Here is a 25,404-nt window from a genome sequence, read left to right on the forward strand (position 1 = left end):
GGTCGCCGACCGCTGATCACCGAGAAGCGTCGCGGCGCGATACGTCGCGCTGCGATGACGTAGTGCTGCGATGACGTAGCGAAAGGAGCGTGCCATAAGTGGGAGTCGGGACGTGGGGCCGGTGGATGTGCCGGTGTTGGTGGTGGGGGCGGGGCCCGTGGGGCTCTCGACGGGGATGTTCCTCGCGCACTGGGGCGTCCGCCCGCTGGTCGTCGACAAGCGGCCGGACGCGATGGCGGCGGTGCCGCGGGCGAGTACCAGTCTGCGCACCCTGGAGCTGTTCCGGTCGGTTGGCCTGGAGCCCGCGCTGGAACGGGAGGGCTGGGAGGGCGGCCTGCCGATGCGCACCGTGTTCAAGGAGAGCGGACTGGGCGCGACGCTGCACCGCGGGAGCCTGCCGCCACGGCACGCCGCGCTGGTGGAGAACTGCAGCCCGGTACCGCCACGCCGCGTCCTGACGCATGATCAGGTGCAGCGGATCGCCTATGAGGAGCTGTGCCGGCTGGGCGGTGAAGTCCGGTTCGGTGTGAGGCTGGTGGGGCTCACCGTCGACGACGACCTCGTGCGCGCGCGGCTCGTCGACGTCGCCACCGGCGACGAGCGGGAGGTCACTGCCCGCTATCTCATCGGCGCGGACGGGGCGAACAGCGAGATCCGCGGCCGACTGGGCATCACCATGCCCGACCGCACCCCCATCGGACACCTCAACACCGCCTTCTACCGAGCCGATCTCGGGCCCGTGCAGCGTGACTGGGGGACGCACGTCTGTTTCGTCCGCAACGACGCGGTGTACGCCACCCTGATGTCGAAGAACGGCCGTGACCAGTGGGCCTCGCACATCCTGGACCATCCGGGCAAGCCGCAGGACGGCCCGTGCGAGCTGTCCGAGGACGCGACGCTGGCCCTGCTGCGTGCTGCCATCGGCGACGCCACGATCCCGATCGAGCTCCAGGCCGTCAACGCCTGGGAGGCCGCCATCGGCATGGCCTCCGCCTTCCGGCGAGGCCGGGCCTTCCTGGCCGGGGACGCCGCCCATGTGCAGAGTTCGGCCGGCGGCCTCGGCATGAACACCGGCATCCAGGACGGCCACAACCTCGCCTGGAAGCTCGCCGCAGTGCTGCGCGGCCGGTGCGTGCCGACCCTCCTGGACAGCTACGAAACCGAACGCCGGGCCGCCGTCCGGGCATCCCTGACCGTCTCCCGGAATCTGCTCCAGGGCTACCAGTCACTGGACGGCGACCCCAACGCCCTCTACGAGAAGCTCGCCGTCGACTATCTGCGGGGCATGATGTTCTACGGCTATCCGTCGTACGGCGCCGGTGACGACGGGCCCTGGCCGGACCCGCTGGACGACGTCGTCCACATCGGCCACCGTTTCCCCCATCGCTGGGTCAACTCCCCTTCCGGTCGACGGATTTCCGCCCTGGACCTGATCGGCTCGCGCTGGACGCTGTTCACGGCCGGGGGCGAACTCCCGCGCTGGCGGGCGGCGGCCGCCGCCTCCCTGGGCACGACCGGCCACGCCGTCCACGAACTCGACGCACCACGGGTCGCCGAACTCGCCATCGGCGACGACGCCGTGCTGGTACGCCCCGACGGGTTCGTGGCCTGGCGCGGTACCACGGAGGAGTCCCTCCGGGCCGCGCTGCGGGGGTGGAGGTAGCCGCCGCCCCCATGTCACGCGCGGTAGCCGAGCAGCCCCATCATGCCGCTCTCACCGTGGTAGGCGTTGTGACAGTGCATCAGCCACTGACCCGGGTTGTCCGCGTCGAAATCGCAGGCGACCGTCGCGCCGGGGAGGACGATCACGGTGTCCTTGCGGGGGCCGCTCCTGCCGAGTTGGAAGGTGTGCCCGTGGAGATGCATGGGGTGCCACATATCGGTGGTGTTGCGGAACTCCAGGCGCACCCGCTGACCACTGCGCACGGTGTAGGGATGGGCGTCCGCGTCGTTCATGTCGAACCGCCTGCCGTCGAGCCCCCAGTCGTACCTGGTCATACCGCCGGTCAGCGCGATGCGGTGGGTGACGTCGGGCTGACGGGCCTTCAGCCGGACGCCGTCGGCGGGCCGCAAGGCGGTCGCGGTGGGAATCCGGCCGTTGAGTTCCTCGGGCCGGACGGTGGCGGACGGGGCACCGCCGGAACCGGTGCGCACCAGCGCCAGGCCGGCCGCCCCCTTCCCCTCGGCCAGGGCGACGAGCGGGAAGACGCCGTCGCCCAGCGTCACCAGGGCGTCGTAGCGCTCGCCGGGACCGAGCAGCAGGGCGTCGGCCGGCTCATGGGCGACGGGGTAGCCGTCGGTGTGGGTCACGGTCATCCGGTGGCCGCCGAGGGCGACCCGGAAGGCGGTGTCCCCGCCGGCGTTGATGATCCGCAGTCGCAGTCTCCGGCCGGGCTTGCCCTGGTAGGTCTCCGGCGCGTCCGGGACCCGGCCGTTGACGAGGAAGTGCGGGTACTTCACATCGCCCGCGTCACCGCCCAGGAGCCGGCTGGACGCGCCCATCAACATGAACGGGTCGTCCATGTCCATGCCTGCGCCCGTGCCTGGCGTCCCTGTCGTCCCTTCCGTCCCCGCGGTCCCGTCCATGCCCGGCATCGCCTCCATGCCCTGCATACCGTCCTGGCCGCCGTGTGCGTTCCCCTTCCCGCTCCCGCCGTGGGACGGGGAGTCGTGATCCATGCCTCGTTGGAGGGCGGCGAGCGCCTGTTCCGGGGTGCCGGTGACGCCGTCCAGCCAGTCGTCGAGCACGACGACCCACTCGTCGTCGTACCGCAGCGGCTCGTGCGGGTCCTCGACGATCAGCGGGCCGTACAGACCACGGTCCAGCTGTACGCCGACGTGCGGATGGAACCAGTAGGTCCCGGGAGTCTCGGCGACGAAGCGGTATCCGAAGGACCCGCCGGCCGCCACCGCCCGCTGGGTGACGGGCGGTACCCCGTCCATGTCGTTGCGCAGGGCCAGGCCGTGCCAGTGGACGGAGGTGCTCTGCGGCAGGTGGTTGGCGAGGTCGGCGACGAGCGTGTCGCCCGCGGTGAGCCGGATCTCCCTGCCCGGCAGCCGACCGTCGAAGCTCCAGGTCCGTACCGTCTTGCCGGCACCCAGGTCGATGGGTCCGGCGGTCGCGGTCAGCTTGACCCGGTGTTCCCGGCCGGAGCGGTGGCGCTGCTGCTCGGCGGCTGCCACCACCGGGTCGGACGGGCTGAGCAGGGCGGAGCCGGAAGGCTGGTGCGGCTTGCCCGCGGAGCCCGGGGTGTCGCCGGAACAGGCCGAGAGCAGGCCGGCGCCGGCCGCGCCCAGGCCCGCCAGCAGGACGGAACGTCGGTGGATCGTGTTCATGGAGTTGTGTCCTTACGCAGGGGTGTCCGGCGCGGCCTGCGCGCGTGCAGCCAGGCAGTGCAAGGCCACGCGAGGCGATGCGCTGCGGGTGGTGCGCAGCGCTCTTGCGCCGTGGGGAAAGGCCGGGATGGGGGTGAGTGGTCGGCCTACATGCGAAGGACGGAGAGGGATGCCGGATCGGGTGGCGAGGGCCCGGGGGCCGGGACGGGGCCGGGCACGGACGGGGCCGTGTGGTGGGGCGCGCGGGCATGCCCCAGCAGTGCCGGTGGTGGGACCAACTGCTCGGACCGTACGTCGTACGACGAGCAGCAATGGGCCCCACCGTCGTGACCGTGCCCGGACCGGGCTTGGCCGGACTGGACGGGCCCGGACTCGGCGTGGCCGGTGTGGGCGAGGCCGGGAGGGGCGTGACCGGTGTGCTGGGCGAGGTGGGTGCGCCGGGTGTGGTGGGAGTCCGACTGGTCCGCGGCCTCCTGGACGATCGACGTCCGCGGCATCGACGCCATCGCCATCGACGTCGGCACGGCGTCACCGGGGAGGCTGTGATGGCCGACCACCGAAATGATCAGCCAGAGGAAGGCGAGCAGCGCCACCGGCCGGCGGACGCCCCGTACAGCAGGGTGCGGCACTGTCGTTCCCTCCCTTCGCCACGGACAGCGGGGCCACCTCACGCTCGGGCCACCACAAGCGTGGCCCTGACGCTCGACGATACCCCCTGGGGCTATGGGAGCTGCGACCGCGTCCCCGGTCAGCCCCTCGGTGCCGTCCGTTCGTAGATGGCCCCGCCCGGTGCGAACCACCCGGCCTTCTTCCGCACGGCCGGGCTCGGGTCGTTGGCGTGGGACGTCTGCAGGGCCGCCGTCGCGCGGGCGTCGGAGTGGGCGAACTTGCCCACGAGCTCGGCGGCCATGGCCCGCACATGCGCGTCCGGATCCGAGGCCAGGTGGTCCAGCGCGGGTGCGAGGACCAGGCCGGCGCCCGGTGCGCAGCTGTCGCCCTTGCACCGGTCGCACGCCAGGGCATGGAAGGCGGCGATCCGGACCCGGGCGTCGGGGTCGTCGGCCATGGCGATGAGCCCGTCCATGGAATCGGTGTCGACCAGGTGGTCCAGGAGGCGGCAGCACCCTTCGCGGACGGCCGGATCCGCGTCCCGGAGCCCGGCGCGGATGGCGGGCAGCGCGGGTCGTCCGCGTCGCAGCAGTGCATGGTAGGCCGCGACGGTGCGCTGTGGGTCACCCAGGCACGAGACAAGGGCCGCGTCATCGGCCCTGGCGAAACCAAGCATGCCGCCAGTCTCCGCTCGCGCGGAACGCTCCGGCAACGCGTTTTCGAGGCGGCGAAATCCTCCGAACTGCCGGTATCGAACTGTTAGTTTGCGTCCGTGGATCTCTTCTCACGCTCATGGACGGCGTTGCGCACGGCGGTCGCCGAGCTTCCGGACGAGGACTTCGCGCGGCCGTCGGGATGTGCCGGCTGGTTGGTGCGGGACCTGGTGTGCCACCTGGTCATCGATGCCCAGGACGTCCTGATCACTCTCGTGACCCCCGCCGCGGGCGAACCGACGCACAACGCGGTCACGTACTGGAACCTCTCCGAAACGCCGCCGACCGGTGACGACCCCCTCGACGCGCTGATCGTCCGGCTCGCCGCCGCGTACGAGGAGCCGCGGCTGCTGAAGTTCCATCTCGACGATGTCGGCTCGGCCGCGGGGCGCGCCGCCGCACTCGCCGACCCCGAACTCAGGGTCGGCACCCAGGACATGGTCCTCACCGCGGGTGACTACCTCTCCGCGTACGTCCTGGAGTGGACGCTGCACCACCTCGACCTGATCGCGCACCTCCCGGGCGCGGCGGAACCACCCGCCGAGTGCCTGGCCCGGTCACGCGCGATGCTGGAACGGATCGCCGAGGCGACGTTCCCCGCGTCGTGGTCCGACAAGGACGTCCTGCTGGTCGGCACCGGCCGCCGCGCCCCGACCGACGTGGAGACGGCCGAACTGGGCGAAGCGGACGGACCGGCCGGCAGGCTCCCACTCGTCCTCGGCTGACAGTCGGTGTCCGGATTCGGCCACTCTCCCTGGCTCCGGCGGACGGTGTGCCGCGATCTGCCACCATGAGGCGGCCCGATCGCGATGGTGAGAGGAGTGGCCCGGTGAGCACAGCTTCCCTCAGTTCGGCCGTGATGACCCACCCGGTACGCGAGGAGCAGGCCGCGGCGCTCGCCGCCCGGCTGGGGCTCGGGGGACTGGCGCTCGATCCGGACCCGGACGGGCCGCCGTCCGCCCTGCGGACCGCGCTGGTGGCCTGGGCGGCGCGGACAGAGGGCGCCGGGCACCACCTGGTCGTACAGGACGACGTGGCCGCGCCGCCGGAGCTGCTGGAGTTGGTGGCCGGATCGGTCGCGCGGTTTCCGGACGAGGCGTTGATCTTCTACACCAACTGGCACGCCCGCAACGGAGCCGCGGCCCGGCTGGCGGCGCTGGCGGGGGCGGGGTGGGTGCGCGCGGTGCCGGAGGAGTTCGCGCCGACCCTGGCCATCTGCCTGCCGGTGCGCATGGTGGACGCGTTCCGGTCGTTCGCCGCGGAGACCGCCGAGCGGCATGACGACGAGGTGATGGCGGCGTTCCTGCGCGCCGAGGGGCGATCGGGGCTGCTGGCGGTGCCGAGCGTGGTCGAGCACATCGGCACCAGCAGCATCAACGGGCATGCCGCACAGGGGATCCGGTTGGCGGTGTGCCCCGTGGGGGCGGCGGAGGCGCGTCCGCTGCTGGCGCGCGGCTGGGTGCTGGAGGAGCTGGAGTGGCTGCCGTACATGCGGTACGGCGAGGGGTATTTGCGGCCGGTGGGGCATGAGCGCGACGCCGATCCCCGGCGGCATCTGCGGTGGACCGAGGCGTTGCCGGACACCGGACTGACGGAGGGGCAGGTTTGGGAGGTGGTTCGGCGGCACCGGTCCGAGGAGGCCGCGGCGGCGGTGGGGCGGTTGTTCGGCGCCGCGTTCGCGGACGAACTGTGGATCCACTGCCTGCTGTTGGGACGGCAGGCGGAGGACGCCGCGCGGCGGCACGCGGTACAGCGGGCGGCGGCCGGGCCGGCGGGGGCGGTCGGGGCCCGGGTCCGGGCCGCCGCCCTTTCGACGGTCGGCCCGGCCGGGCTGCCGCCCGAGCGGCGGCCCGAGGTGGTCCCGGACCGTGCCGCGCTGATGGCGGCGTACGCGGAGAGCGCGGTGGCGTGCGGCGGACTGTTGCTGGAGCCGGCGGCGAGCGCTATGCGGCGGCGCGTACGTCGTGGGTGATCCAGACGCACGGTTCCCAGTAGGCGCCGCGGTCGTGGGTGCGGTCGATGTCGAGGAGGGCGAGGCCGCCGGGGAAGACGTAGCGGCCGTCGTCGGGGAAGGCCATCCCGGTCCAGGCTTCCCATTCGGCGACGGTGCCGGTGATGCGGGACGACTCCGCCACCGCCGCGGCGATGGTGCCGCCCTGGCGGACCTGGGTGCGGATCCAGGGGTCGAACGGGGCGCCGTCGGGACGGGTCCAGGCCGCGTAGCGGTCGATGGGGACGAGCGGGTAGCGGTCCTTCCAGGTGGGGCGGACGGGGACGATGACATGGGAGAGGCCCGCGGCGCGGGCCATCGCGGCCATGTGCGCCAGGAGCCGGGCGGAGTGTCCCCTGCCCTGGTGGGCGGGGGCGATCTCGATGCCCAGGGCGCACAGGGCGTTGGGTGCCGTCCCGGTGTCGTGGTCCTGGAAGGCCGCCTCGATGGAGGCGTCGAGGCCGGTGCCGAGGCCCTCGGGGGTGCCGTCCCAGGCGCGGGGGAGGGTGCGGCCGGCACCTAGGACGGTGTCCGCGGCGGTGTCGTACAGGAGGAACTGGTGGTCCGGGAAATCGGTGAACAGGCGGTTCCAGAAACCGGTGTTGATGTCACCGTGCAGGTTGTACTCCGGGACCACTCCGGCGAATTCCGTGGTGAGCCGGTCCCACAATTCCGGACGTCGGGTGTGGTGGACGAACTGGAGGGTCATACGGACTTCTCCCGGTGCGGTGCGGCCGGCTTCTCCGCCGCCCAGACGATGACGAGCGGGATTCCGTCCCAGGCGGCCCGGGCGGCGTCCGGGATCGCCTCCTCGTATCCACCGGGTGCCAGCCGGCCGTTGAAGACCGGTTCGTGGCATTCCCGTACGGTCAGTCCGGCTGCGTGGAACGCGGCGAGATAGCGGCCGGGCAGATGGACGTGGTTGCGGACGAAGGCCAGTTGGTCCGTGTCGCGTACGAAGACGCACTGTCCCTGGAGGGAGATGACGAACGGGTGCAGGTCGGAGAGGATGATCCGGCCGCCGGGGCGGAGCACCCGGGCCAGTTCCGCGATTCCGCTGGAAACGTCGGGGAGATGGGTCATGGCCAGGGAGCAGACGGCGAGATCGATGCTCTCGTCGTCGATCGGGAGGTTTTCCAGGTATCCCGGCCGGAATTTCGCGTCGGGCACTTTGCGGCGGGCCTGCGCCAGCATTTCCGGTGACTGGTCGACGCCGATGGTGCGATATCCGCGGGCGGCCAGCGCGGCCGTCTGCCGGCCGGTGCCGCAGGCCGCGTCCAGCGCGGTGCCCACCGGGCCGCGGTCCATCAGCGCGTGCACCACCGGCTCCTCGACCTCGATGAACGAGCTGGGCAGCGAGTCGTAGCGGGCCGCCCAGGAGGCGTAGCCGGCCGCCGCGTCCAGCTCGTCGACCGCCGCCCCGCCGTCCGGCAGCGGCCCGCCCTCGCCCGTCACGAACGCGCGGATCTCCTCCGTCCGGGCCTTGAGGAAGTCCTCGTCGGCGTCCAAGGCGTGCCGCAGTAGCGCCAACCCTTCGATGCCCAACATGAGTTCGCGTACCCGGAATTCCCTGTCCATGGCTTGTGGCCTCCGTTGGCTGGAATTTCTGTTGTCGGCCGACCGGCCGCACTTCTATCGTGGCGCGGGTGATCGAGGGATATATGGAACGTGAGAGCGTGCCGGTCGGTCGGCTTCTCGGATTTCATGTCTCGACGGACGCCGAGGAATTCCGGGTCCGCTTCTACCGCTTGGGGAAGGAGCTTTCCTTCGTGGCGGAGTCCGGCCCCTACCCGGGCGTTCCGGCCGCCCCGCCACCCCATCCGGACGGCGTCCCGGAGCATGCCTCGCCCGCGGTGGACTGGAATTGGCCGCCGTATCAGTACGTCGTTCCCGACGACTGGCGACCGGGAATCTATCTCGCCCAGTTCGTCGAGGAGCAGCGGGACTTCGGAGCACAGCGGGACGTCGACGAACAGCGGGACGTCGAGCGGGCCGAGCACCGCGCCCGGAGCGTGCCCCTGCTCGACGACGCGCACATCGAGGGTTTCGAGCGGGAGTTCTTCGTCGTACGGCCCCGCCGGGCCGGTGCGACCGGGGCCCGCATCCTGTACAAGAAATCGACCTACACCCGGCACGCGTACAACCGCGCAGACCGGGCCGACGTCCAGCGGGCCGCCAGCCTCTACGACAACCCGGTCCACCGGCCGGCCGGTCCGGACGGGCCGTGCGGCCACCGGCTCAGCCTGCACCGCCCCGGCGGGGTCATCGATCTCGCCTACTGGGACGCGCCGTTCATCGCCTGGCTGGAGCGCGGCGGCTACCTCGTCGAGTACTGCACCGACCTCGATCTGCACGAGGACCCCGGGCTGCTGTCCTCCTACCGGCTGCTGCTCAGCGTGGGCCACGACGAGTACTGGAGCGCGGCGATGCGCGACCACGTCGCGGACTTCGTCCGGGGCGGCGGGAACGTGGCGTTCCTGAGCGCCAACACCTGCTGGTGGCGGGTCCATCCGGTGGACGCCAACAGCGCGTTCGTCTCCGACACCGACCACCACGTCGGCGAGGAGTACCCGCACCTGCCGGCGACCGACCAGTGGTGGCCGGCCCCGCCGGACGGCGTCGGCGAGCCGGAGAACGCCCTGACCGGCGTCAGCTTCCGCAACGGCGGGATGTGGCCGGGCGAGTGGCCCGGCGACCGGCCGCGCGAGGGCTATCGCGTCCAGCACGCCGACCACTGGGTGTACGAGGGCACCGGGCTGCGGGACGGCTCCGACGGCGGGCCGGCCGACGCCCTGGGCGCGGGCACGCCGCTGATCGGCTACGAGTGCGATGGCGCGGCCTTCGCCCGGGACGCGGACGGCGTGGCGTACGCGACCGGGGTGGACGGCACGCCGGAGTCCTTCCTCATCTTGGGGATCTACCTCCTGGATCCGGTGCACGAAGACTTCCACCACCTGAAATGGGGGCACTGGAACTGCCCGGTGCGCGAAGCGGCGATCACCGGTCCGCGCGCCGCCACCATGGGGCTCTACACCGCCGGCGGCACGGTGTTCACCGCCGGCACCACCGACTGGCCGGTGGTCTGCGGCCGGGAACTCGACGCCGGCGTGGTACGGGTGACCCGCAACGTCCTGGACCGGCTCTCCGGCGCCGGCCCGGCTACACCAGAGCGCTGAGCGCGGTCAGCGAGGCGATCCGCGCGGCCCCGTCCGGCAGCGGCGGGGCCGCGCCCGCCACCACCCGGTCCGGGCGCCGCAGATGCACCGCCCGCATCCCGTACGCCAGCGGTCCGGCGACATCCGGCTCCCACATGTCGCCGACGAACAGCGCCTGTTCGGGGCGCAGCCCGCACTCCGCCAGCACGGTCCGGTAGATGAGGGGGTGCGGTTTGCGGGCGCCGGCGCGGGCCGAGGTGACGGCCACGTCGACCAGCCCGGCCAGTCCGACGTCCTCGACGGCGCGGTCCAGGTCCCAGAACCAGTTGGAGCAGACCGCCACCGTCAACCCCCGGGCGCGCAGTGCGGCGAGCGCGGCCGGGACGTCGTCGAAGAGCGCCAGGCGCAGGTCCTTCATCGCCCGGTCGAGGTCGGCGGCCAGCGGACCGGCCGCCGGCTCGGGGACGCCGCAGGCCAGCGCCCGCCGTCGCAGCCGGTCCAACTCCCAGGCCCGGTAGGTCCGTTCGCTGGTGGAGTGGGCGGCGTGCTGCTCGCCTTCCCGCGGTCCGACGGCCCACTGGTCGCCCCACCTGTCGGCGGCCTCGGCCAGGCCCCGGCGGAGGAAGAGCGACCGGTGACTGGGCGGCAGCGGGTCCACCAGCCGCACCAGCGTGCCGTAGAAGTCGAGGATCACGCCCCGGACGGCGGTGTCCCGGCGGGGTGCGGACTGGCCGGGCACCGGGCTCAGTACCGTCCGTGACGGTGCGGGAAGTAGTCCTCCAGGCTCCCGTCCCGTTCGATGTCGACGGTGGCGCAGTGCAGTCCGCCGCCGAACGGCCCCACCGCGCGGAACGGCACCGGCACGATCTCGAAGCCGTATCCGGACAGCTGCTCGGCGAGCGCCACCTCCTTCTCCTCGATGCACAGGGTGTCGGGGTCGAGGTTGAGCATGTTCCCGGCCAGCCACGGGCTGCAGAAGGAGAGCTTGGGCGGATGTTCCCAACTGGCGGGCTGCACCGCCTCGATGATCTCCCAGTCGTTGCGCCGGAAGAACTCCATCAGCTCGACATCGGCCAGTCGCTCACCGCAGTGCAGCACCAGTCCGGGGCGCAGCGGCACCCAGGTGGCGTCGATGTGCAGCGGGTGGGTGTTGGTGGACGTCACCGCGTGCACCCGGTGGTCGGGGAAGTGGCGCTGGAGCCACTGATGACCGCTGCGGTTGGTGACGAACGACAGCTGGACGAAGAGGTCCTTGCCGAAGCGGGCGATGTCGGCCGCGTCGAACAGCGGCTCCTCCTCGGTCAGTACGAGGTCGTAGTCCCGCACCCGCGCCAACTGCACCTCCGTGGGCAGGGAGTTGTAGGTGTCCCAGAACCCGGGATGGTAGGAGGCGTCGGTGAGCCGGGGCTTGGGGGCCGCCTCCCAGCGCATCCGCGGATCGGCCCGGAAGATCTCCTGGAGCAGCGGTCGGTAGCAGAGGTACTCGAACCAGCGGCTGCGGTACGACATGGTCGCTTCGAGGATCTCGTTGCCGACGGTCAGCAGCAGATCCCGCGGCGGCATGCAGCCGGACATGGTCTCCTGCGTCCAGTCCGGGGTGCCGACCCGCTGGGCGAAGTCGACGGGGGTGGGGCGGTCGACGCGGATGCCGCGGCGGCGCAGCAGCTCGGCGAAGTTGTCCAGTTGCTCGTTCGCCTCGGCGGTCATGTCGGCCGGCATCGGGCCGTAGGTGCCCAGCGGGAACCCGTCTTCGGGGAAGTCGCGCCGGATCGCGGGCTCCGGCGCCTGCACCACCGCGTTGTCGGCCCGTCCGACGACGACGTGCCGCAGGGGATCCCAGCCGTTCCAGGAGTTGACCTTCACCGGGCGGGTGGCCGGATCTGCGGCCGTCGTGCCGTACTCGGTCACGTGCAAACCCTTCGATAGGGGACGTGGGAGACACCCGAGCAAAACTGAGGCAGCGGGGGCGGCACCGTCAAGAGCCGATCATCGGCACAGCACGCCTTTTGCGTCAAAACAGCACCGACTTTTCCGCACCGAAGCGAAGATCGGAATACCGCCCGGCCTGCCCGACGACCGTTCATGGATTATCCGGGTACGCACTTCCGGCCGTCGGAATTTCTGGCCGGAACACTTCCCCGAGGTGGAGAGATCGGATGCCGGGGGTAGGTACAGCCGGTTCCGACAACCCGACGGAGGAGATCATGGCCGAGCGCATCTCCCGTTTGGCGGCGGGCCTGGGGGCGATGGCCCTGCTGGGCGCGGTGGCCGGCTGCGGCGCCGGCGAACCGGTCGACGCCGCGCACCGTACGGGGGAGCTCACGGTCTGGCTGACCGTGGACGCCCAGGAGAGCTGGCCGGATCTGGTGGCCGAGGTCAACAAGCGCTTCCGGCGGACCCATCCCCGGATGAAGGTCACCGTGCAGTACCAGCAGTGGACCACGAAGAATCAGAAGATCGACGCCGCGCTCGCCGGGCAGAAAGTCCCCGACGTGGTCGAAATGGGCAACAGCGAGACCACCAATTACATTGTCAACGGCGCCTTCGCCACCGTCGATCCCAAGAAGTTCGACCACTCCGCGGAATGGCTCCCGGCCCTCCGCGACGCCTGCCGGAACGGCGGCAAGACGTACTGCGTGCCCTATTACGTCGGCGCCCGGGTCGGCATCTACCGCACCGATCTCCTCGCCCGGGTCGGCGTCGATCACGCCCCGCGCAGCTATCCCGAACTCCGGGCCGACCTCGACAAACTGAAGGCCGGGTTCGGCACCGCCGACAAGAATTTCTCGGCGTTCTACATGCCCGGCCGCTATTGGTACGCGGCCATGGCGTTCGTCAAGGACGCCGGCGGTGAGATAGCCGTGCAGGACAAGGACGGCCGCTGGCACGGCGCGCTCTCCGCAGCCCGCTCCGTCGCCGGCCTCACCGCCTGGAAGGACCTCCTCGACGCCTACTACACCGGCGACCGCTCCAAGGACAACGGCGACGAACCCGCGGTCGTCGGCCAGGGCAGGGTCGGCATGTTCTACGGCAACACCTGGGAGGCCGCGGCCGCCGCCGACAGCCGCTCCGGCGGTGACCCGGCGCTGCGCGGCAAGTTCGCCACCTTCGCCTTCCCCGGCCCCTCCGGCCGGCTCCTGCCGCCGTTCCTGGGCGGCTCCACCCTCGCCGTCCCCGCCAAGTCCGCGAACCAGGACCCGGCCCAGGAGTGGATCCGGCTGTTCACCGACCGCACCTCGCAGCGCCGCCTGATCGCCGCGGACACCCTGCCCAACAACACCGCCCAGCTGAAGGAGGTGGCCGCCGGCGGCGTCAACGGCCCCGCCGCCCGGGCCGCCGGACGCGGCTGGGTCACCCCGCTCGCCCCCGGCTGGGGCGCCGTCGAGAAGTCCAACGTCCTCCAGGAGACGCTCCAGGACATCGCGACCGGAAAACAGTCGGTCCGGGACGCCGCGCGGGCCGCGGACCGCCGCATCGACGCCGTGATCAACGAGCGCTGACGCCGATGGGGACCGTGGACCTGCCCGGGCGGTCGCGCGCCGTCCGCCCGCCGCACCGGCCGGCCCGCCCCCGGCGCGGCCTCCGCCGGCGGGCACTGCCGTATCTGCTGATCGCCCCGACGGTGCTCGCCCTGGCCGCGGTCCTCGGATACCCGCTCGTCGACCTGCTGGTGCTGTCCTTCCAGGACATGACCCGGCGCGAACTGTTCTCCGGGGCCGCACCGCCCTACGCCGGGCTCGCCAACTACCGCTCGATCCTCTCCGACGACTTCTTCTGGACCGTCGTCGGCCGCACCGCCCTGTTCACCGCGGTCTGCGTCGCGGCCACCATGGCCCTCTCGCTCCTGGTGGCACTACTGATGCGACGGGTGGCCCCCTGGGTGCGGACGACGATGACCGGTGTCCTGGTCGCCGTCTGGGCCATGCCCGTCATGGTGGCGGCGTCCGTCTTCCGCTGGCTCTCGGACGCCGACTACGGCGTCGTCAACTGGCTCCTGGGGCTGCTGCCGGGCCTGGACTTCAGCAAGCACAACTGGTTCGAGAACCCCTGGCAGGGCTTCGCCGTCATCACCGGCGTGGTGGTCTGGGGCGCCGTCCCGTTCGCCGCACTGACCCTCCAGGCCGCGCTCGCCCAGGTCCCCGCCGAACTGGAGGAGGCGGCGCTGGTCGACGGCGCCCGCCCCCGCCAGCTGTTCCGGTACGTCACCTGGCCGGTGATCAAACCGACCGCCGTCCTGGTCACCTCGCTCAGCGCCATCTGGGACTTCGGGGTGTTCAACCAGATCTGGCTGATGCGCGGCGGCCAGCCGGAGAAGGACTACTACCTGCTCGGCGTCTACTCGTTCACCGAGTCCTTCGCCGTCAACCGCTACAGCGCCGGCGCCGCCATCGCCGTCCTCACCGTCCTGATGCTGCTGGCCGGCGCGGTCGTCTACGTCCGCCAGCTCGTCCACCTGGGAGCGGCCGAGTGACCACCGCCCGTACCACCGGGACCGCGCCCGGCCGCCGCCGGCGCCGCGCCGCGGCGAACGCCCTCGGCCTCGCCTTCGCTGCGCTGATGGGCTTCCCGCTCTACTGGATGCTGCTCACCGCCTTCCGCCCGGCCACCGAGATCCACGCCGACCCGCCGCACTTCTGGCCCGACCACCTGACGCTGGAGCACTTCCGGCGGGCCGTGGGCACCCCGACCTTCTGGGCCAACGCCCGCTCCAGCGTCCTGATCGGCGTCGGCACCGTCCTGGTCTCCCTGCTGATCGGGACCCTGGCGGCCTTCGCCCTGGCCCGCTTCTCCTTCGCCGGCCGGCGGGCCCTCGTCCTGATCGTCCTCGGTGTCCAGATGATCCCGCTGGCCGGCCTGATCATCCCCGTCTACCTGCTGCTCAGCGACGCCGGACTGACCGACAGCCTGCCCGGCGTGATCCTCACCTACCTCGTCTTCATGCTGCCGTTCACGGTCTGGCTGCTGCGCGGCTTCATCGCCGCCGTCCCGGTCGAACTGGAGGAGGCCGCGATGACCGACGGCTGCACCCGCCTGGGCGCCTTCCGCCGGGTCGTGCTGCCGCTGCTCGCCCCGGGCCTGGTCGCCACCTCGATCTACGCCCTGGTGCAGGCGTGGAACGAGTACGTCCTCGCCTATGTCCTGCTGTCCAGCAACGACAAGCAGACCCTCAGCATCTGGCTGCTGTCCTTCCAGACCAGCTTCGGCACCGACTACGGCGGACTGATGGCCGGAGCCACCCTCACCGCGCTCCCGGTCGCGGTCTTCTTCGCCCTCGTCCAGCGCCGGATCGGCGCGGGCCTGGCCGCCGGAGCGGTCAAAGGGTGAGCCGCCGAAGACAGGCGGACCGACTTCCGCCGGATACGGAACCTCCGACCCTGCAGGAGAACACGTGACGTTCGACCGTCTCGACCTGGTGTCCAAGCTGTACCAGCCGTCCGGCTGGCCGCGGATCCTCGAAGCCGCCACCGGGACGCACTCCAGCGGTCCCCTGGTCGTGGACCTGGACCCGACGACCTTCTGCGACCTGGCCTGCCCCGAATGCATCAGCGGCAAGCTGCTCAACCAGGGCCGCTTCACCCCTGAACGGTTGGCCGAACTGGCCGGCGAACTCGTGGAGATGGAGGTCCGCGCGGTGGTCCTGATAGGCGGCGGGGAACCCCTCGCCCACCGGGGCACCCGCCAGGTCCTGCGCGTCCTCGGCGAGGCCGGCATCGCGATCGGCGTGGTCACCAACGGCACCCTGATCAAACAGAACCTGGCCGAACTCGCCGCCTACGCCTCCTGGGTGCGGGTGTCCGTGGACGCCGGCACCAGCGACACCTACCGGCGCTTCCGCCCCGACCGCCGGGGCCGCAGCGTCTTCGACAAGGTCATCGCCAACATGCGGCTGCTGGCCGAGGCCAAACAGGGCGCCCTGGGCTACTCGTTCCTCGTCATGACCCGGCAGGAGCCCGACGGCAGCGTCGTGAGCAACCACCACGAGGTCCTGCGGGCCGCCGAACTCGCCCACGAGATCGGCTGCGACTACTTCGAGACCAAGGCGATGTTCGACGACGGCCACCACGTCGTCCAGGTGTCCGACGCGATCCTGGCCTCCGTGGAGGAGCAGCTCGACAAGGCCGCCGTCCTGGCGGGCGACGGCTTCGAGATCGTCGACTCCTCGACCCTGACCTCGCTGCGCAACCGCGTCGGGCCCGTCCAGGAGAAGGACTACCACCGCTGCCGGATCGCCGAACTGCGGACCCTGGTGACCCCGTCGGGGGTGTACGTCTGCTCGTACCACCGGGGCAACGCCGGGGCCCGGATCGGGGACGCGGTGACCGAGCGCCTCCCCGACATCTGGCGGACCTCGGACCGCGGCATCGTGGACCCCGGCCGGGACTGCCGCTTCCACTGCGCCCGCCACCGCTCCAACCTCGAACTCGACCGGATCGCGGACGGAACGGCGGCGGGCACGCTGCCCGCACCGGAACCCGGCACGGACTACGACCCGTTCATCTAGGGACGGGCGCGGGGCACCCCGCCCACGAGCCAGGGCACCCGCCTACGTGGCCGGCGCCGCCGCGATCTCCGGTGCCAGGCCCGCCGCGGCCCGGGCCGGGATCACCCGCACCCGGGGGTGCACCGGGCCGAGCGCCCGCCGCAGCCGCGCCACCACCTCGGCCTGCTCGGCGGCCGGACAGACGCCGACCAGCGCCCCGCCGCCACCGGCCCCGCTCAGCTTCAGCGGCAGGCCGGTGGTGCGCAGGGCCAGCGACCGCAGCTCCTCCAGCAGCGGTGTGGACATGCCCTGGAAGTCCCGCATCGCGCGGTGCGCCTCGCTCATCGCCGCCCCGAGGGCACCCAGGTCCCGGCCGTGCACGGCCTCCCACGCAGCGGCTGAGGCATCGTCGGCCCGCTCCCGGTACGCGGCCAACCGGGCGTCCCCGGCGGCCAGTTGCGCACGGACGGTACGGATGTGGTCGCTGGTGTCCTTCCTGGTCGCCGAGTCCAGCACCACCACGGCCCACTCCTCGGGGAAGTCGGCCCGGTGCCGGATCTCCGGCAGACCGGTGGTCCGCCCGTCGAGCAGCAGCAGCCCGCCCGCGATGACCGCGAGATGGTCCATGCCCCCGCCGTTGAAGATCGAGAACTCGAACTCGTACGCCCACTGCGCCAGCGTCCGCGCGGAAACCGGCCGGCTCCCCGCGCCCCCGGCCGCCGGCACCGCGGCCTCGGTGAAGGCCCGGAACAGCCCCACGATCAGCGCGGTCGACGACGACAGGCCACTGGCCGCCGGTGCGTCGCTGCGCGCGGTCACGGCCGGCGGCCGCGGGCCGAGCCCGGGCAGCCGCCGGCGCAGGAACGCCCACACCTCGCCGGCCCAGGCGCCGGCACCCCCGTCCGGCACCGCGTCTGCGGCCGGCCGGGCACCCGGCGGCCGCACCGTGACCGAGGTCGTCAGATCCAGCGCCAGGCTGACCGAACTGCCGCCCAGCCAGTCCAGATCCTCCCCGGACAGGCAGGCCCGGCACGGCACCACCGCCTGCCCCGCCGCCCGCCCGGCGCCGCGCGGCACCGCCGTCCCGTCCTCCGCTCCGGACACCGTCGTCGCTCCGCTCATCGGGCCTGGAACCTTCCGGTCGAGCCGAACTCCCGGAACATCTCCAGGACCACGGCGGTGGGCGGATGCAACGGCCGTGGCGGGTCCGCGAGTTCGCGGAAGCCCGCCCGGGTCACCTCGTCGCGGCCGGGAGTGAGCTCGCCGGACCAGCGGCGGGCCACGAAGCACAGCGCGAAGCAGTGGGTGATGTCACCGTTGGGATAGGTCAGGGTGTGGACCGCGGGGTCGGACAGCGTGCCGAACGCCTCCAGGTCCTCCCGCTCGACGTGCAGCCCGGTCTCCTCCGCCAGCTCCCGCCGGGCCGTCCCGGCGAAGTCGCTGCCCTCCTCGCACGCCCCGGCCGGCAGCTCCCAGACCCCGTTGTCCGCGCGCTGCTGGAACAGCCCCCGCCCGGCCGCGTCCAGCAGCAGGACCTGCGCACCGGGCACCAGCAGCGGCCGGTTGCCCACCTGCTGCCGCAGCTCCCAGAGGTACGAGCCGACATAACTCACCTGAATGTCACCTTTCGCGCCGCCATACCCATATGTGTGGAGGCAGGCTGTCATGCCGCGGGCTCGCCGGTCAGCCAACCCGGCATCGCGTGTGGGGTGTCGGTCAGCCAGCGGACATACCGCTCCACGCCCGCCCGGACATCGATCCGCGGCCGCCAGCGCAGCAGTTCACCGCACTGGTCGGTGGCCGCGAACCCGCCCAGCGGGTCGCCCTCCGGCAGGGGAGTGGTCACGAAGTGCGCCCGCGGGAAATGACGGGCAATCAGCTGACCGACCTCACGCACCGAAGTCGGGACGCCCGTACCGACGTTGACGGTCGCCCCGGCCATGCCCTCCTCCACCAGCGCCAGCGCGGTGGCCGCCGCGACGTCCTCCACGTGGACGAGGTCGCGCACCTGCACCCCGCCCCCGTTGAGCCGCATCGGGCGGCCCAGCCGGGCCTGCATCGACAGCCAGGCGACCATCCACGAGTGGCTGCCCGGCTTGGGGACCTGCGGATCGCCGTACACCGAGAAGTACCGCAGCACCGCGTACTCGGGTGTCTGCGGACCGCTCAGCAGCAGCCGGGTCTGGTGCTCCGCCCACAGTTTGGAGTTGGCGTACACCGACACCGGCAGCAACCGCTGGTCCTCGCGGAAGACCTGCGGCCCCCGTACGGACGGATCGCCGTTCCCGTACACCGCCGCCGACGACACCAGCACCAGCCGGCGCACCTCGGAGGCCGCGACCTCCTCCAGCACCACCTGGGTCCCCTGGACGTTCGCCCGGAAGGCGATGTCCGGCCGGCGGGTGCACGCGGCCACATCGGCATAGGCCGCGGCGTGCACCACATAGTCGGCCCCGGCGAGTACCTTGCGCACCGCTTCGCGGTCGCAGACGTCCCCGACCACCAGATCCGCCCCGAGGCTCTCGACCCCGAACAGCGCCAGATGCACCGCCTCCGGATAGGCGTCCAGCCGGTCCAGCAACGTCACCTCGGCGCCCGCCCGGCGTAACAGCGCCACCAATCGGCTGCCCACCAGGCCGGCTCCGCCGGTCACCACCACCCGGGAATCCCGGAGTTTCTCCAGCCGCGCCTCCACCGATTCCCCGAAGACGCCGGCCGCCGCACCCTCCGGGCCGGCGTCACCATTACCGTGTGCATTGCCGTGCCTCCCGGCGCTGCTGTTTCCGTTCACCGTTCCGGGCATGGGTACCTCTCTTCCACATAACGCACAGGCCGGCCCGGTGTGGGCCGGCGGTCAGCATGTCCGCCGCCGATTCATGGTGGCCAGAGCGCCATTTCGGCAGTCTTGCGGGCCGCGTACGGACCGCCGTACTGTCCGGATTCACGTGCCGGCCCGGCACGGCACGCCGCAAAAGACCGGAGGGCCGGCGTCCTTGCCCTTAACTGAAAGCGGAGAACCGGAGGAATTGATGACGCGTTATCGGTTGAGCGGGGCCGTGATGACCCACCCCAAACGCCGGGCCGCCGCGGAACGGCTGGCCCGCTCCGCTCCGCCCGGCGCCCTGCACGTCGTCATGGACCCGGACCCGGCCGGCAAACCGTCCGTATTGCGGACCGCGCTGTGCGCCTGGGAGTCGATCGAGGACGGCGCCACCCATCAACTCGTCGTCCAGGACGACATGATCCTCTCCGATACCTTCTTCGAACGCGCCCGGGCGGCGATTGCCGAGATGCCCGACGCCGCTCTCGCGCTTTTCGCACTCTGGGACTCCCGCAACGGCGCCGCCGTGCGTTTCGGCGCCATGACCGGCGCCCGCTGGGTCGGCGCGGTCAACGAGTACTTTCCCTGTGTCGCCATCATTCTGCCCAGGGAAGTCGCCGCGGGATTCGCGGATTTCGGCCGACGCCACCTTGACAGCTGGCCCGACGACATCCTGATGAACCACTACTTACGCGCGCACGGAATCCCGGCATACGTTTCGGTGCCCAGCCTCGCCGAACACGAGGACCACGGCAGCATCTCCGGCAATGCCTTCCGCGGACCGCGCCGTTCGGTGTGCTTTCTCCCGCAGGACGTTCCCGGACGCGAAGGCGCCCGGCTGACCGGGCTGCGGGTGCTGCCGTTCTTCAAACAGGGCGTCGCGCAGTGCGCGGTACGCGTGGACGAACCCGGCACCGGACACGGCCCGCGCCCGGCCCACGGCTCCGGCCCCGGCCGCTGGCTGCACCTCGACTGCGAGCAATATCTGGAGGGCACCGGCGTCCGCATCGGAAGGCGCCAACCGGCCATCGTGCGAATGGCCGAAGCCACCACTCCCGAGGCGGCCAGGGGCGCCTGGCTGACCGCCTTCACGATGGGATTCGTCCAGCAGACGGACGACCTCCGCTGCGATCCGCCGGCCGACGACCCCGGCGACGACCGGCGCCCGGCCCCCGCACCGGACCCCGCCGTGCTCGCCGAGGCCCTCGCCACCATCGGCCCCGGCGGCATCAGTTACGCCCAGCCGGAGCAGCGGATCGCCGAACAGCGCGACGAACTGGCCCGCATCACCCGGGCCGGCCTGGAAGCCGGCCGCGAGGCCGCCGCCCCCACGCGCCCGCCCCGCCGGTCCCGCACCGCCCCCACCGCCTCCACCGACAACCACCCGCCCGCCCCCTGCCCCGTCGCCGTCCTCGGCGCCGACGCCCCCCTCGCCGAACACCTCGTCCGCGGCCTGACGGACGCCGGACACCAGGTCACCCCGCTCACCCGGCCACCGGCCACCCGCCCCACCCACGCCCTCCTCGACCTGACCCCCCTCGCCCACCCATCCGCCTCTCCCACCCTCGCCCTCTCCCTCCAACTCCCCACCACCGCAACCCCGTTCACCCTCCGCCTGGGCGACCTCTACGGCCCCGGCTGCCCCCACGACTCGCGCATCGGCCGCCTGGTCTGGGACGCCCTGCGCAGCTACCCCCTGACGCTCGACGACCCCGCCGAGACCCTGCGCCCGCTGCACACCCGCGACCTCGTCGCCGCCCTGTCGACGCTGCTCCGCACACCGCCCGCCGAGCCGGTGTCAGGACTGGCGGACGCCCCCGTCGCCGCCACCGACCTGGCGGCGGCCATCCGCACCGCCGTCCGCCCCGTCCCGCTCGCACCACTCCCACCAGGGCCCGTTTCCCGCCGCCCTCCGCAGACCGACGCCTGGCCCCCGCCCCCACCCGGCTGGAAACCCGTCACGGACCTCCACCACGGACTCCACACCCACGCCCAGTGGCTCGCCTACGAAGGCATCCATCTCGCCTTGGACATGTGAACTCCGTTACAGATAAGGAGTATTGAAGCGATCGGGAGGGTGGTGGGGACCGGACCGCTCCCCACCACCCGCACCATCACACCGCCACGGTCACCGGTTGCCGTACCGCAATCGCGTTGAGCCGGATCGCGCACCGCGCGACATCGTCCACCGTGAGCACACCGGCCCGCTCCGCGTTCAGGTCGATCGTCACGTTCACACAGAACGCCAGGGCGTGGACGAACCCCCCGGTCTCCTCGTCCTCCAGCGCGAACAGCAGGTTGTAGTAGTAGCTCGTACGGTCCGGCGCGTCACCGTGGAAGGAGAGGTGGGTGCCCTCCTGACCGGCCAGGCCGACGAAGACGTCGGTGAGTGCGGCCTCCGTCCGCTCCCAGAAGGCGGGGTTGCCGAACGGCTGGACCAGTGCCTGGCGGACGGCCTCCCGGAGCGACATCACCATCACGCCGACGGGCGCGGTCTCCTGGAGTCCCCAACCCCGGACGATCTTCATCGTGGAACCGTCCGGAATGGCGCTCGCGGCCCGACTGATCTCACCGAAGTCGAAGTCGACGGTGGCCGGCGCGATCGCGTACTGGAACGTGTCGGCCAGGGCCCGTGCCTGTTCCAGGGCGGCGGGACGCACCGCGAAGACCGTCTTGAAGGTCGTCTTCGCGGCGGCGTGCTGGTCGGACATGACTGCTCCTCACATGCGGGAAACCTGTCGCGCCGACCGGCAAGTATGCCCCCGCCTCTCACCGTCCCCGCCACCGCCCTACCCCGAAGCCGCCAGACCGCCCACGCCGTCCGTGTCGCCGGCGTCGTCCGCCTCGCCGGTGCGAGCGACCTCCGCGGCACGCCGCAACCCCGGCGTGAGTGCCCCCACCACCGCAACGGCCATCACACACAACACCCCACCACTCGCCAACGCCACCACCCCCGACGTCGCATCGGCCACCACGCCGCCCCGCATATTGCCCAGATCCGGGCCGGCCTGCCCGACGATCTGCTCGGCCGCACCGACGCGTCCCAGCAGCTCGTTCGGGGTGTGCGACTGGACGAGGGTGTTGCGGGACACCACGGAGACGGTGTCGGCCGCGCCCGCCACGACCAGACAGGCCAGCACTGCCCAACGACCCGGCGCGAGCCCGCAGAGCGCCAACGCCAGCCCCCAGACGGCCGATCCGCCGAGCATCACCGCACCTGGCCGCGGGAGCCGGGTGAACGTCCCGGAGAAGAGGGACGCCCCGATACCGCCGACCGCGATCGCGGACAGAAACAGGCCGAGCGTGCGCGGACCGCCCCCGAACCGCTCGGCGTTGAGCAGCGGGAACAGGCTGATCGGCATCGACAGCACGGTGGTCGCCAGATCCGTCAGCAGCGCCCCGCGAACGACCGGCGTGCGGACGAGGAAGACCAGCCCCTCCTGGACACCCCTCAGCCCGGAACGGGCCGCCACCGCCCCCTTCGCGGCCATCGGCGGCAGCCCGAGCGCCCCGTACAACGCCCCGCCGAAGCCCACCGCGTCGATCGCGTAACAGGCGCCCACCCCCAGCCCGCCCAGCACCACACCGGCCAGCGCCGGCCCGACCGACATCGCGCCCTGGAAGGAGATCCGCCGCAGCGCCAGCCCGGCCGCCAACTGCTCCCGGGGCAGCAGCGCCGGAAGGAACGTCTTCGACGCCGGCCCGCCGCCCGCCACACAGCAGGATTGCAGGGCCACCAGCAGCAGCACCCCCGCCACCGGCACACCGCCGACGAACCCCTGCACCGCGAGCACCCCCGAACACGCCGCCTGCCCGGCCGTCATCGCCACGTAGAACCTCCGCCGCTCCACCCGGTCGACGACCGCCCCCGCGAACAGCCCGAGCGCGATCAGCGGCACGGCTTGGGCAAGGGCGACCGCACCGGTCCAGGTCGTGCTGTGCGTCATCCGCCACACCTGGAACATCACGGCGACGACCGTCATCTGACTGCCGAACGCGGACAGCGTCTGCCCACCCCACAAACGCCGGAAGGCCGGCGAGGAACGCAGCGGGGCGACGTCGATCAGCGCGCGCCTCATCCCCGTCATTCCCATGCGGGATCCGCCGCGAGCTTCTCCGCGATCCGGTCGTGGAAGCTCCTACGCTCCAGTGCCTGCTCGATGTCGGCCACGACCCGGCTGAGCGGATACGGCACTTCGGCCTCGATCTCGGCGAGCGCGGCCTCGGTGGCCCGCCACTCCGCCGCCAGCCGCCCGATGACGTTCCGGGCCTGCTCGGTGAGCGTCACCTGCTTGCTGCGTGCGTCCGGACCGGCCGCGGTCTCGACCCAGCCGGCCGCCCGCATCGCCGCCACCTTCTGACTGAGCGCGGAGTGCGTACGGCCGAACGACTCGGCCAGCGCCTTGATCGTCATCGGCCCGCACGCGTGCAGTCGCAGCAGCTCCGGCGCAAAGCTCGGCCTGAGCCCCTCGATCCGCCGCTCCGAGTAGAGACGCGCGATATCGGCGTCCATGCGCTCCTGAAGCACCCGCAGCGGCCGCCAGAGACTCTCCCGGCTGGGATCGTCCTTCTTTCCCTTGTTCTCCTCACCCATCCCCACAATGTAACAGCACTTACATAAGTGCTGTTACATCTTCGAGGCTGTTGCCGCAACCGCCACTGCTGTCGCTGTCGCTGTCGCTGTTGCCGTCACGGTCGCCGTCACGCCTTGATCCGCGCGAGCCGGAGAACGGCCGCCAGGCCGCGGGACGAGCCGGGCGCGGCGCCCGTGGGCAGGACGTAGGAACGCAGTCCGGCGCCGACCGCCCCGCCGTCCTTCGCCGGGTGGTCGCCCACCATCAGCGTCGCGGCCGGCTCGACACCGAGGTCGTCACAGGCGCGGTGGAACAGCACCGGATCCGGCTTTTCGGTGCCGTGTTCGTAGGAGTGCACCCAGGAGCCGAAGAACCGGTCCAGTCCGTGATGGGCGAAGGTGCGACGCAGGTCCCACCCGACATCGCTGACGATGCCCAGCGCAGTGCCGCGCGGATTCTGTCCGCGTACGAGCGGATCTGGAAAAGCGTCCCGGAGAAGTCGAACAGGACGGCCCGGACCGGGACTTCGGGCTCAGGGCCCGGCGTCGAAGGTGAGGGCGTGGTGACGTCGACACGGAGCGGGCCCTCAGGGCCGCAGACGGGGAGACGATGCATCCGGCCTTTCTACCGCAGGCCGCCACCCTCCTCGTTCAGGCATCCTGTTCAGGCAACCGGCGGCAGGCGCCCTGCGTCAGGCATCAACCATGATCTCGAAATGGGCCGGGGGTGCGCCCGCCGCCGTGACGGTGAACGTTGCCGTGCCGGCCGCGTCGCCTGCCGTGAGCGGAGGGCTCTCCGCGTAACCCTGCGGGTCGGTGAGGACGGTGACGGCCTGCCGTCGGCCCTCGAACAGCGCCTGCTGGCTCATCGAGTCCCAGGCGAAGGTCACCGGGAGCTCCGCCACCGGTTTGCGGTCCTGGTCGTCCAGCACCCGGGCCTTCAGCCGGTGGGAGAAGGTCTTGTGGTGTTCGGCGTGCTGTCCCGTTCCGCCGGCGGGCTGGATGGTGTAGTGCGTCCGGCCGTGGCCCGCTTCCGTGCTCATACCGTCTCCTGCTCCTGGTCCTGCTGGTGCTCCTCGACTGGCTGCTGCCTGGCTGATCGACCGGCCGACTGACCGGCTCCTGGTGTCTGCGCGTCGTAGGGCGCTACCAGTAGTGGCGCCGTCCGCCGACCGCGTGCCCCACCGCGCCGAGCAGCCACAGAACCGCGCCGATGACGAGGAGGATGATGCCGATCGTCCACAGGATGGCAATGCCGGTGAGAAAACCGATGATGAGCAAGATGATGCCGAGAACGACCACGACGTGCTCCGATCTCGTTCCAGTGTTCCCTTTCACTGTGTGCCCCGGTCGGAGCAACGGCAACTCCTGTCGGAAGGGACCCGGAGAGCAAGAGAAGGCCAGGTCACGAGCCTGGTCGGGGCGGTTCGGGCGGGGGCCTCTGCCGGGTCGCCGGGGGCTCCGTGCGGACCCGTGGTACGCGGGCGGCCTCGGGCGAGGCGGCGTCCAGCAGCCGGGCGGCCGCCACCCTGGCCCGGTTCCCCGGCATCGCCATCAGGACAGTCGATGCCCGCACAACGGACCGCACCCTCAGGTGCCTGCCGGGTGCCTTCGGGGGAATACCGGCCGGTCGCGTTCGGCGCCCGCCCGGCGGTGATACCGGTCATTGCAGGGCCCTTGGCAGGAGGGCCCAGGGAGGCCCGCGGGCGGGAGGAGGTGGCGGCGC

General features: G+C 71.9%; 25 protein-coding genes. 9 read left to right on the forward strand and 16 right to left on the reverse strand.

Annotation, left to right across the window (positions count from 1 at the left end; all coding sequences use genetic code 11):
• Window positions 1-112 precede the first annotated feature (112 nt).
• Entirely contained in the window at window positions 113-1,663 is a 1,551-nt protein-coding gene (locus K2224_RS31085) for an FAD-dependent monooxygenase (RefSeq protein WP_260693572.1), read from the forward strand.
• Window positions 1,664-1,677: 14 nt separating this feature from the next.
• On the opposite strand, the gene K2224_RS31090 is transcribed toward K2224_RS31085, so the two are convergent.
• The 3 genes from K2224_RS31090 to K2224_RS31100 all read right to left on the reverse strand — a co-directional run bounded on the left by K2224_RS31090 (window position 1,678) and on the right by K2224_RS31100 (window position 4,621).
• Window positions 1,678-3,336: a multicopper oxidase family protein gene (locus tag K2224_RS31090; protein WP_221910527.1), complete on the reverse strand. Its 1,659-nt coding sequence runs from the start codon at window positions 3,334-3,336 to the stop codon at window positions 1,678-1,680.
• A gap of 146 nt (window positions 3,337-3,482) precedes the next feature.
• Window positions 3,483-3,965, reverse strand: a complete 483-nt coding sequence (locus K2224_RS31095) for a hypothetical protein (protein ID WP_221910528.1) — start codon at window positions 3,963-3,965, stop codon at window positions 3,483-3,485.
• A gap of 119 nt (window positions 3,966-4,084) precedes the next feature.
• Window positions 4,085-4,621 (reverse strand): HEAT repeat domain-containing protein, encoded by a 537-nt coding sequence (locus K2224_RS31100; protein ID WP_221910529.1) that lies wholly within the window; start codon window positions 4,619-4,621, stop codon window positions 4,085-4,087.
• Between the two features lie 96 nt (window positions 4,622-4,717).
• Between K2224_RS31100 and K2224_RS31105 the strand changes: the two genes are divergently transcribed.
• A complete protein-coding gene (locus K2224_RS31105; RefSeq protein ID WP_221910530.1) occupies window positions 4,718-5,383 on the forward strand; it encodes a maleylpyruvate isomerase N-terminal domain-containing protein in 666 nt (221 codons plus the stop codon).
• A gap of 104 nt (window positions 5,384-5,487) precedes the next feature.
• Complete coding sequence (locus K2224_RS31110; RefSeq protein WP_260693573.1) at window positions 5,488-6,630, forward strand: hypothetical protein; 1,143 nt, start codon at window positions 5,488-5,490, stop codon at window positions 6,628-6,630.
• Here K2224_RS31110 and K2224_RS31115 read toward each other — a convergent pair.
• On the reverse strand, window positions 6,602-7,357 hold the full coding sequence (locus K2224_RS31115) for an N-acetyltransferase (protein ID WP_221910531.1): 756 nt from the start codon (window positions 7,355-7,357) through the stop codon (window positions 6,602-6,604). The genes K2224_RS31110 and K2224_RS31115 overlap by 29 nt on opposite strands.
• A complete protein-coding gene (locus K2224_RS31120) occupies window positions 7,354-8,226 on the reverse strand; it encodes a class I SAM-dependent methyltransferase (RefSeq protein ID WP_221910532.1) in 873 nt (290 codons plus the stop codon). Before K2224_RS31120 ends, K2224_RS31115 begins: the two co-directional genes overlap by 4 nt.
• Before the next feature lie 68 nt (window positions 8,227-8,294).
• Between K2224_RS31120 and K2224_RS31125 the strand changes: the two genes are divergently transcribed.
• Window positions 8,295-9,824, forward strand: a complete 1,530-nt coding sequence (locus K2224_RS31125; RefSeq protein ID WP_260693574.1) for a N,N-dimethylformamidase beta subunit family domain-containing protein — start codon at window positions 8,295-8,297, stop codon at window positions 9,822-9,824.
• On the opposite strand, the gene K2224_RS31130 is transcribed toward K2224_RS31125, so the two are convergent.
• Together K2224_RS31130 and K2224_RS31135 are read right to left on the reverse strand one after the other, a co-directional pair.
• Complete coding sequence (locus tag K2224_RS31130; protein ID WP_221910533.1) at window positions 9,808-10,542, reverse strand: HAD family hydrolase; 735 nt, start codon at window positions 10,540-10,542, stop codon at window positions 9,808-9,810. The genes K2224_RS31125 and K2224_RS31130 overlap by 17 nt on opposite strands.
• Before the next feature lie 5 nt (window positions 10,543-10,547).
• Complete coding sequence (locus tag K2224_RS31135; RefSeq protein ID WP_221910534.1) at window positions 10,548-11,711, reverse strand: serine/threonine protein kinase; 1,164 nt, start codon at window positions 11,709-11,711, stop codon at window positions 10,548-10,550.
• A gap of 296 nt (window positions 11,712-12,007) precedes the next feature.
• Between K2224_RS31135 and K2224_RS31140 the strand changes: the two genes are divergently transcribed.
• The 4 genes from K2224_RS31140 to K2224_RS31155 all read left to right on the forward strand — a co-directional run bounded on the left by K2224_RS31140 (window position 12,008) and on the right by K2224_RS31155 (window position 16,305).
• Complete coding sequence (locus K2224_RS31140) at window positions 12,008-13,303, forward strand: extracellular solute-binding protein (protein ID WP_221910535.1); 1,296 nt, start codon at window positions 12,008-12,010, stop codon at window positions 13,301-13,303.
• Between the two features lie 5 nt (window positions 13,304-13,308).
• Window positions 13,309-14,274, forward strand: coding sequence for a carbohydrate ABC transporter permease (locus K2224_RS31145; RefSeq protein WP_221910536.1), 966 nt, complete (start codon window positions 13,309-13,311; stop codon window positions 14,272-14,274).
• The gene (locus K2224_RS31150) at window positions 14,271-15,128 is read left to right on the forward strand and encodes a carbohydrate ABC transporter permease (protein WP_221910537.1); all 858 of its coding nucleotides are present in this window, start codon (window positions 14,271-14,273) and stop codon (window positions 15,126-15,128) included. Before K2224_RS31145 ends, K2224_RS31150 begins: the two co-directional genes overlap by 4 nt.
• Before the next feature lie 64 nt (window positions 15,129-15,192).
• Entirely contained in the window at window positions 15,193-16,305 is a 1,113-nt protein-coding gene (locus K2224_RS31155; RefSeq protein WP_221910538.1) for a radical SAM protein, read from the forward strand.
• 42 nt (window positions 16,306-16,347) lie between these two features.
• Here K2224_RS31155 and K2224_RS31160 read toward each other — a convergent pair whose 3' ends face one another.
• The 3 genes from K2224_RS31160 to K2224_RS31170 are packed head-to-tail and all read right to left on the reverse strand — an operon-like array spanning window position 16,348 to window position 19,087.
• Window positions 16,348-17,406: a mevalonate kinase gene (locus K2224_RS31160; protein ID WP_221910539.1), complete on the reverse strand. Its 1,059-nt coding sequence runs from the start codon at window positions 17,404-17,406 to the stop codon at window positions 16,348-16,350.
• Window positions 17,403-17,897 carry an NUDIX domain-containing protein gene (locus tag K2224_RS31165; protein ID WP_221910540.1) on the reverse strand — a complete coding sequence of 165 codons (495 nt, stop codon included), beginning with the start codon at window positions 17,895-17,897 and terminating at the stop codon, window positions 17,403-17,405. The genes K2224_RS31160 and K2224_RS31165 overlap by 4 nt, the downstream gene beginning before the upstream one ends.
• 50 nt (window positions 17,898-17,947) lie before the next feature.
• Window positions 17,948-19,087: an NAD(P)-dependent oxidoreductase gene (locus K2224_RS31170; protein ID WP_221910541.1), complete on the reverse strand. Its 1,140-nt coding sequence runs from the start codon at window positions 19,085-19,087 to the stop codon at window positions 17,948-17,950.
• Between the two features lie 256 nt (window positions 19,088-19,343).
• Between K2224_RS31170 and K2224_RS41465 the strand changes: the two genes are divergently transcribed.
• The gene (locus K2224_RS41465; protein WP_221910542.1) at window positions 19,344-21,143 is read left to right on the forward strand and encodes a hypothetical protein; all 1,800 of its coding nucleotides are present in this window, start codon (window positions 19,344-19,346) and stop codon (window positions 21,141-21,143) included.
• Between the two features lie 76 nt (window positions 21,144-21,219).
• Here K2224_RS41465 and K2224_RS31180 read toward each other — a convergent pair whose 3' ends face one another.
• The 6 genes from K2224_RS31180 to K2224_RS31205 form a co-directional block, all read right to left on the reverse strand.
• On the reverse strand, window positions 21,220-21,816 hold the full coding sequence (locus K2224_RS31180) for a Type-2Aa cytolytic delta-endotoxin (RefSeq protein WP_221910543.1): 597 nt from the start codon (window positions 21,814-21,816) through the stop codon (window positions 21,220-21,222).
• A 78-nt stretch (window positions 21,817-21,894) separates the two neighbouring features.
• Window positions 21,895-23,193, reverse strand: a complete 1,299-nt coding sequence (locus K2224_RS31185; RefSeq protein ID WP_221910544.1) for an MFS transporter — start codon at window positions 23,191-23,193, stop codon at window positions 21,895-21,897.
• Window positions 23,190-23,699 (reverse strand): MarR family winged helix-turn-helix transcriptional regulator, encoded by a 510-nt coding sequence (locus K2224_RS31190; RefSeq protein WP_221910545.1) that lies wholly within the window; start codon window positions 23,697-23,699, stop codon window positions 23,190-23,192. Before K2224_RS31190 ends, K2224_RS31185 begins: the two co-directional genes overlap by 4 nt.
• Window positions 23,700-23,806: 107 nt before the next feature.
• Window positions 23,807-24,118 carry an HAD-IA family hydrolase gene (locus tag K2224_RS40930; protein ID WP_313904833.1) on the reverse strand — a complete coding sequence of 104 codons (312 nt, stop codon included), beginning with the start codon at window positions 24,116-24,118 and terminating at the stop codon, window positions 23,807-23,809.
• A 252-nt stretch (window positions 24,119-24,370) separates the two neighbouring features.
• Window positions 24,371-24,721, reverse strand: coding sequence for an Ig domain-containing protein (locus tag K2224_RS31200; RefSeq protein ID WP_221910546.1), 351 nt, complete (start codon window positions 24,719-24,721; stop codon window positions 24,371-24,373).
• Between the two features lie 103 nt (window positions 24,722-24,824).
• Complete coding sequence (locus tag K2224_RS31205; protein ID WP_221910547.1) at window positions 24,825-24,980, reverse strand: DUF6131 family protein; 156 nt, start codon at window positions 24,978-24,980, stop codon at window positions 24,825-24,827.
• Window positions 24,981-25,404: the final 424 nt, after the last annotated feature.

It is taken from the genome of Streptomyces sp. BHT-5-2, assembly GCF_019774615.1.
GTDB lineage: Bacteria > Actinomycetota > Actinomycetes > Streptomycetales > Streptomycetaceae > Streptomyces.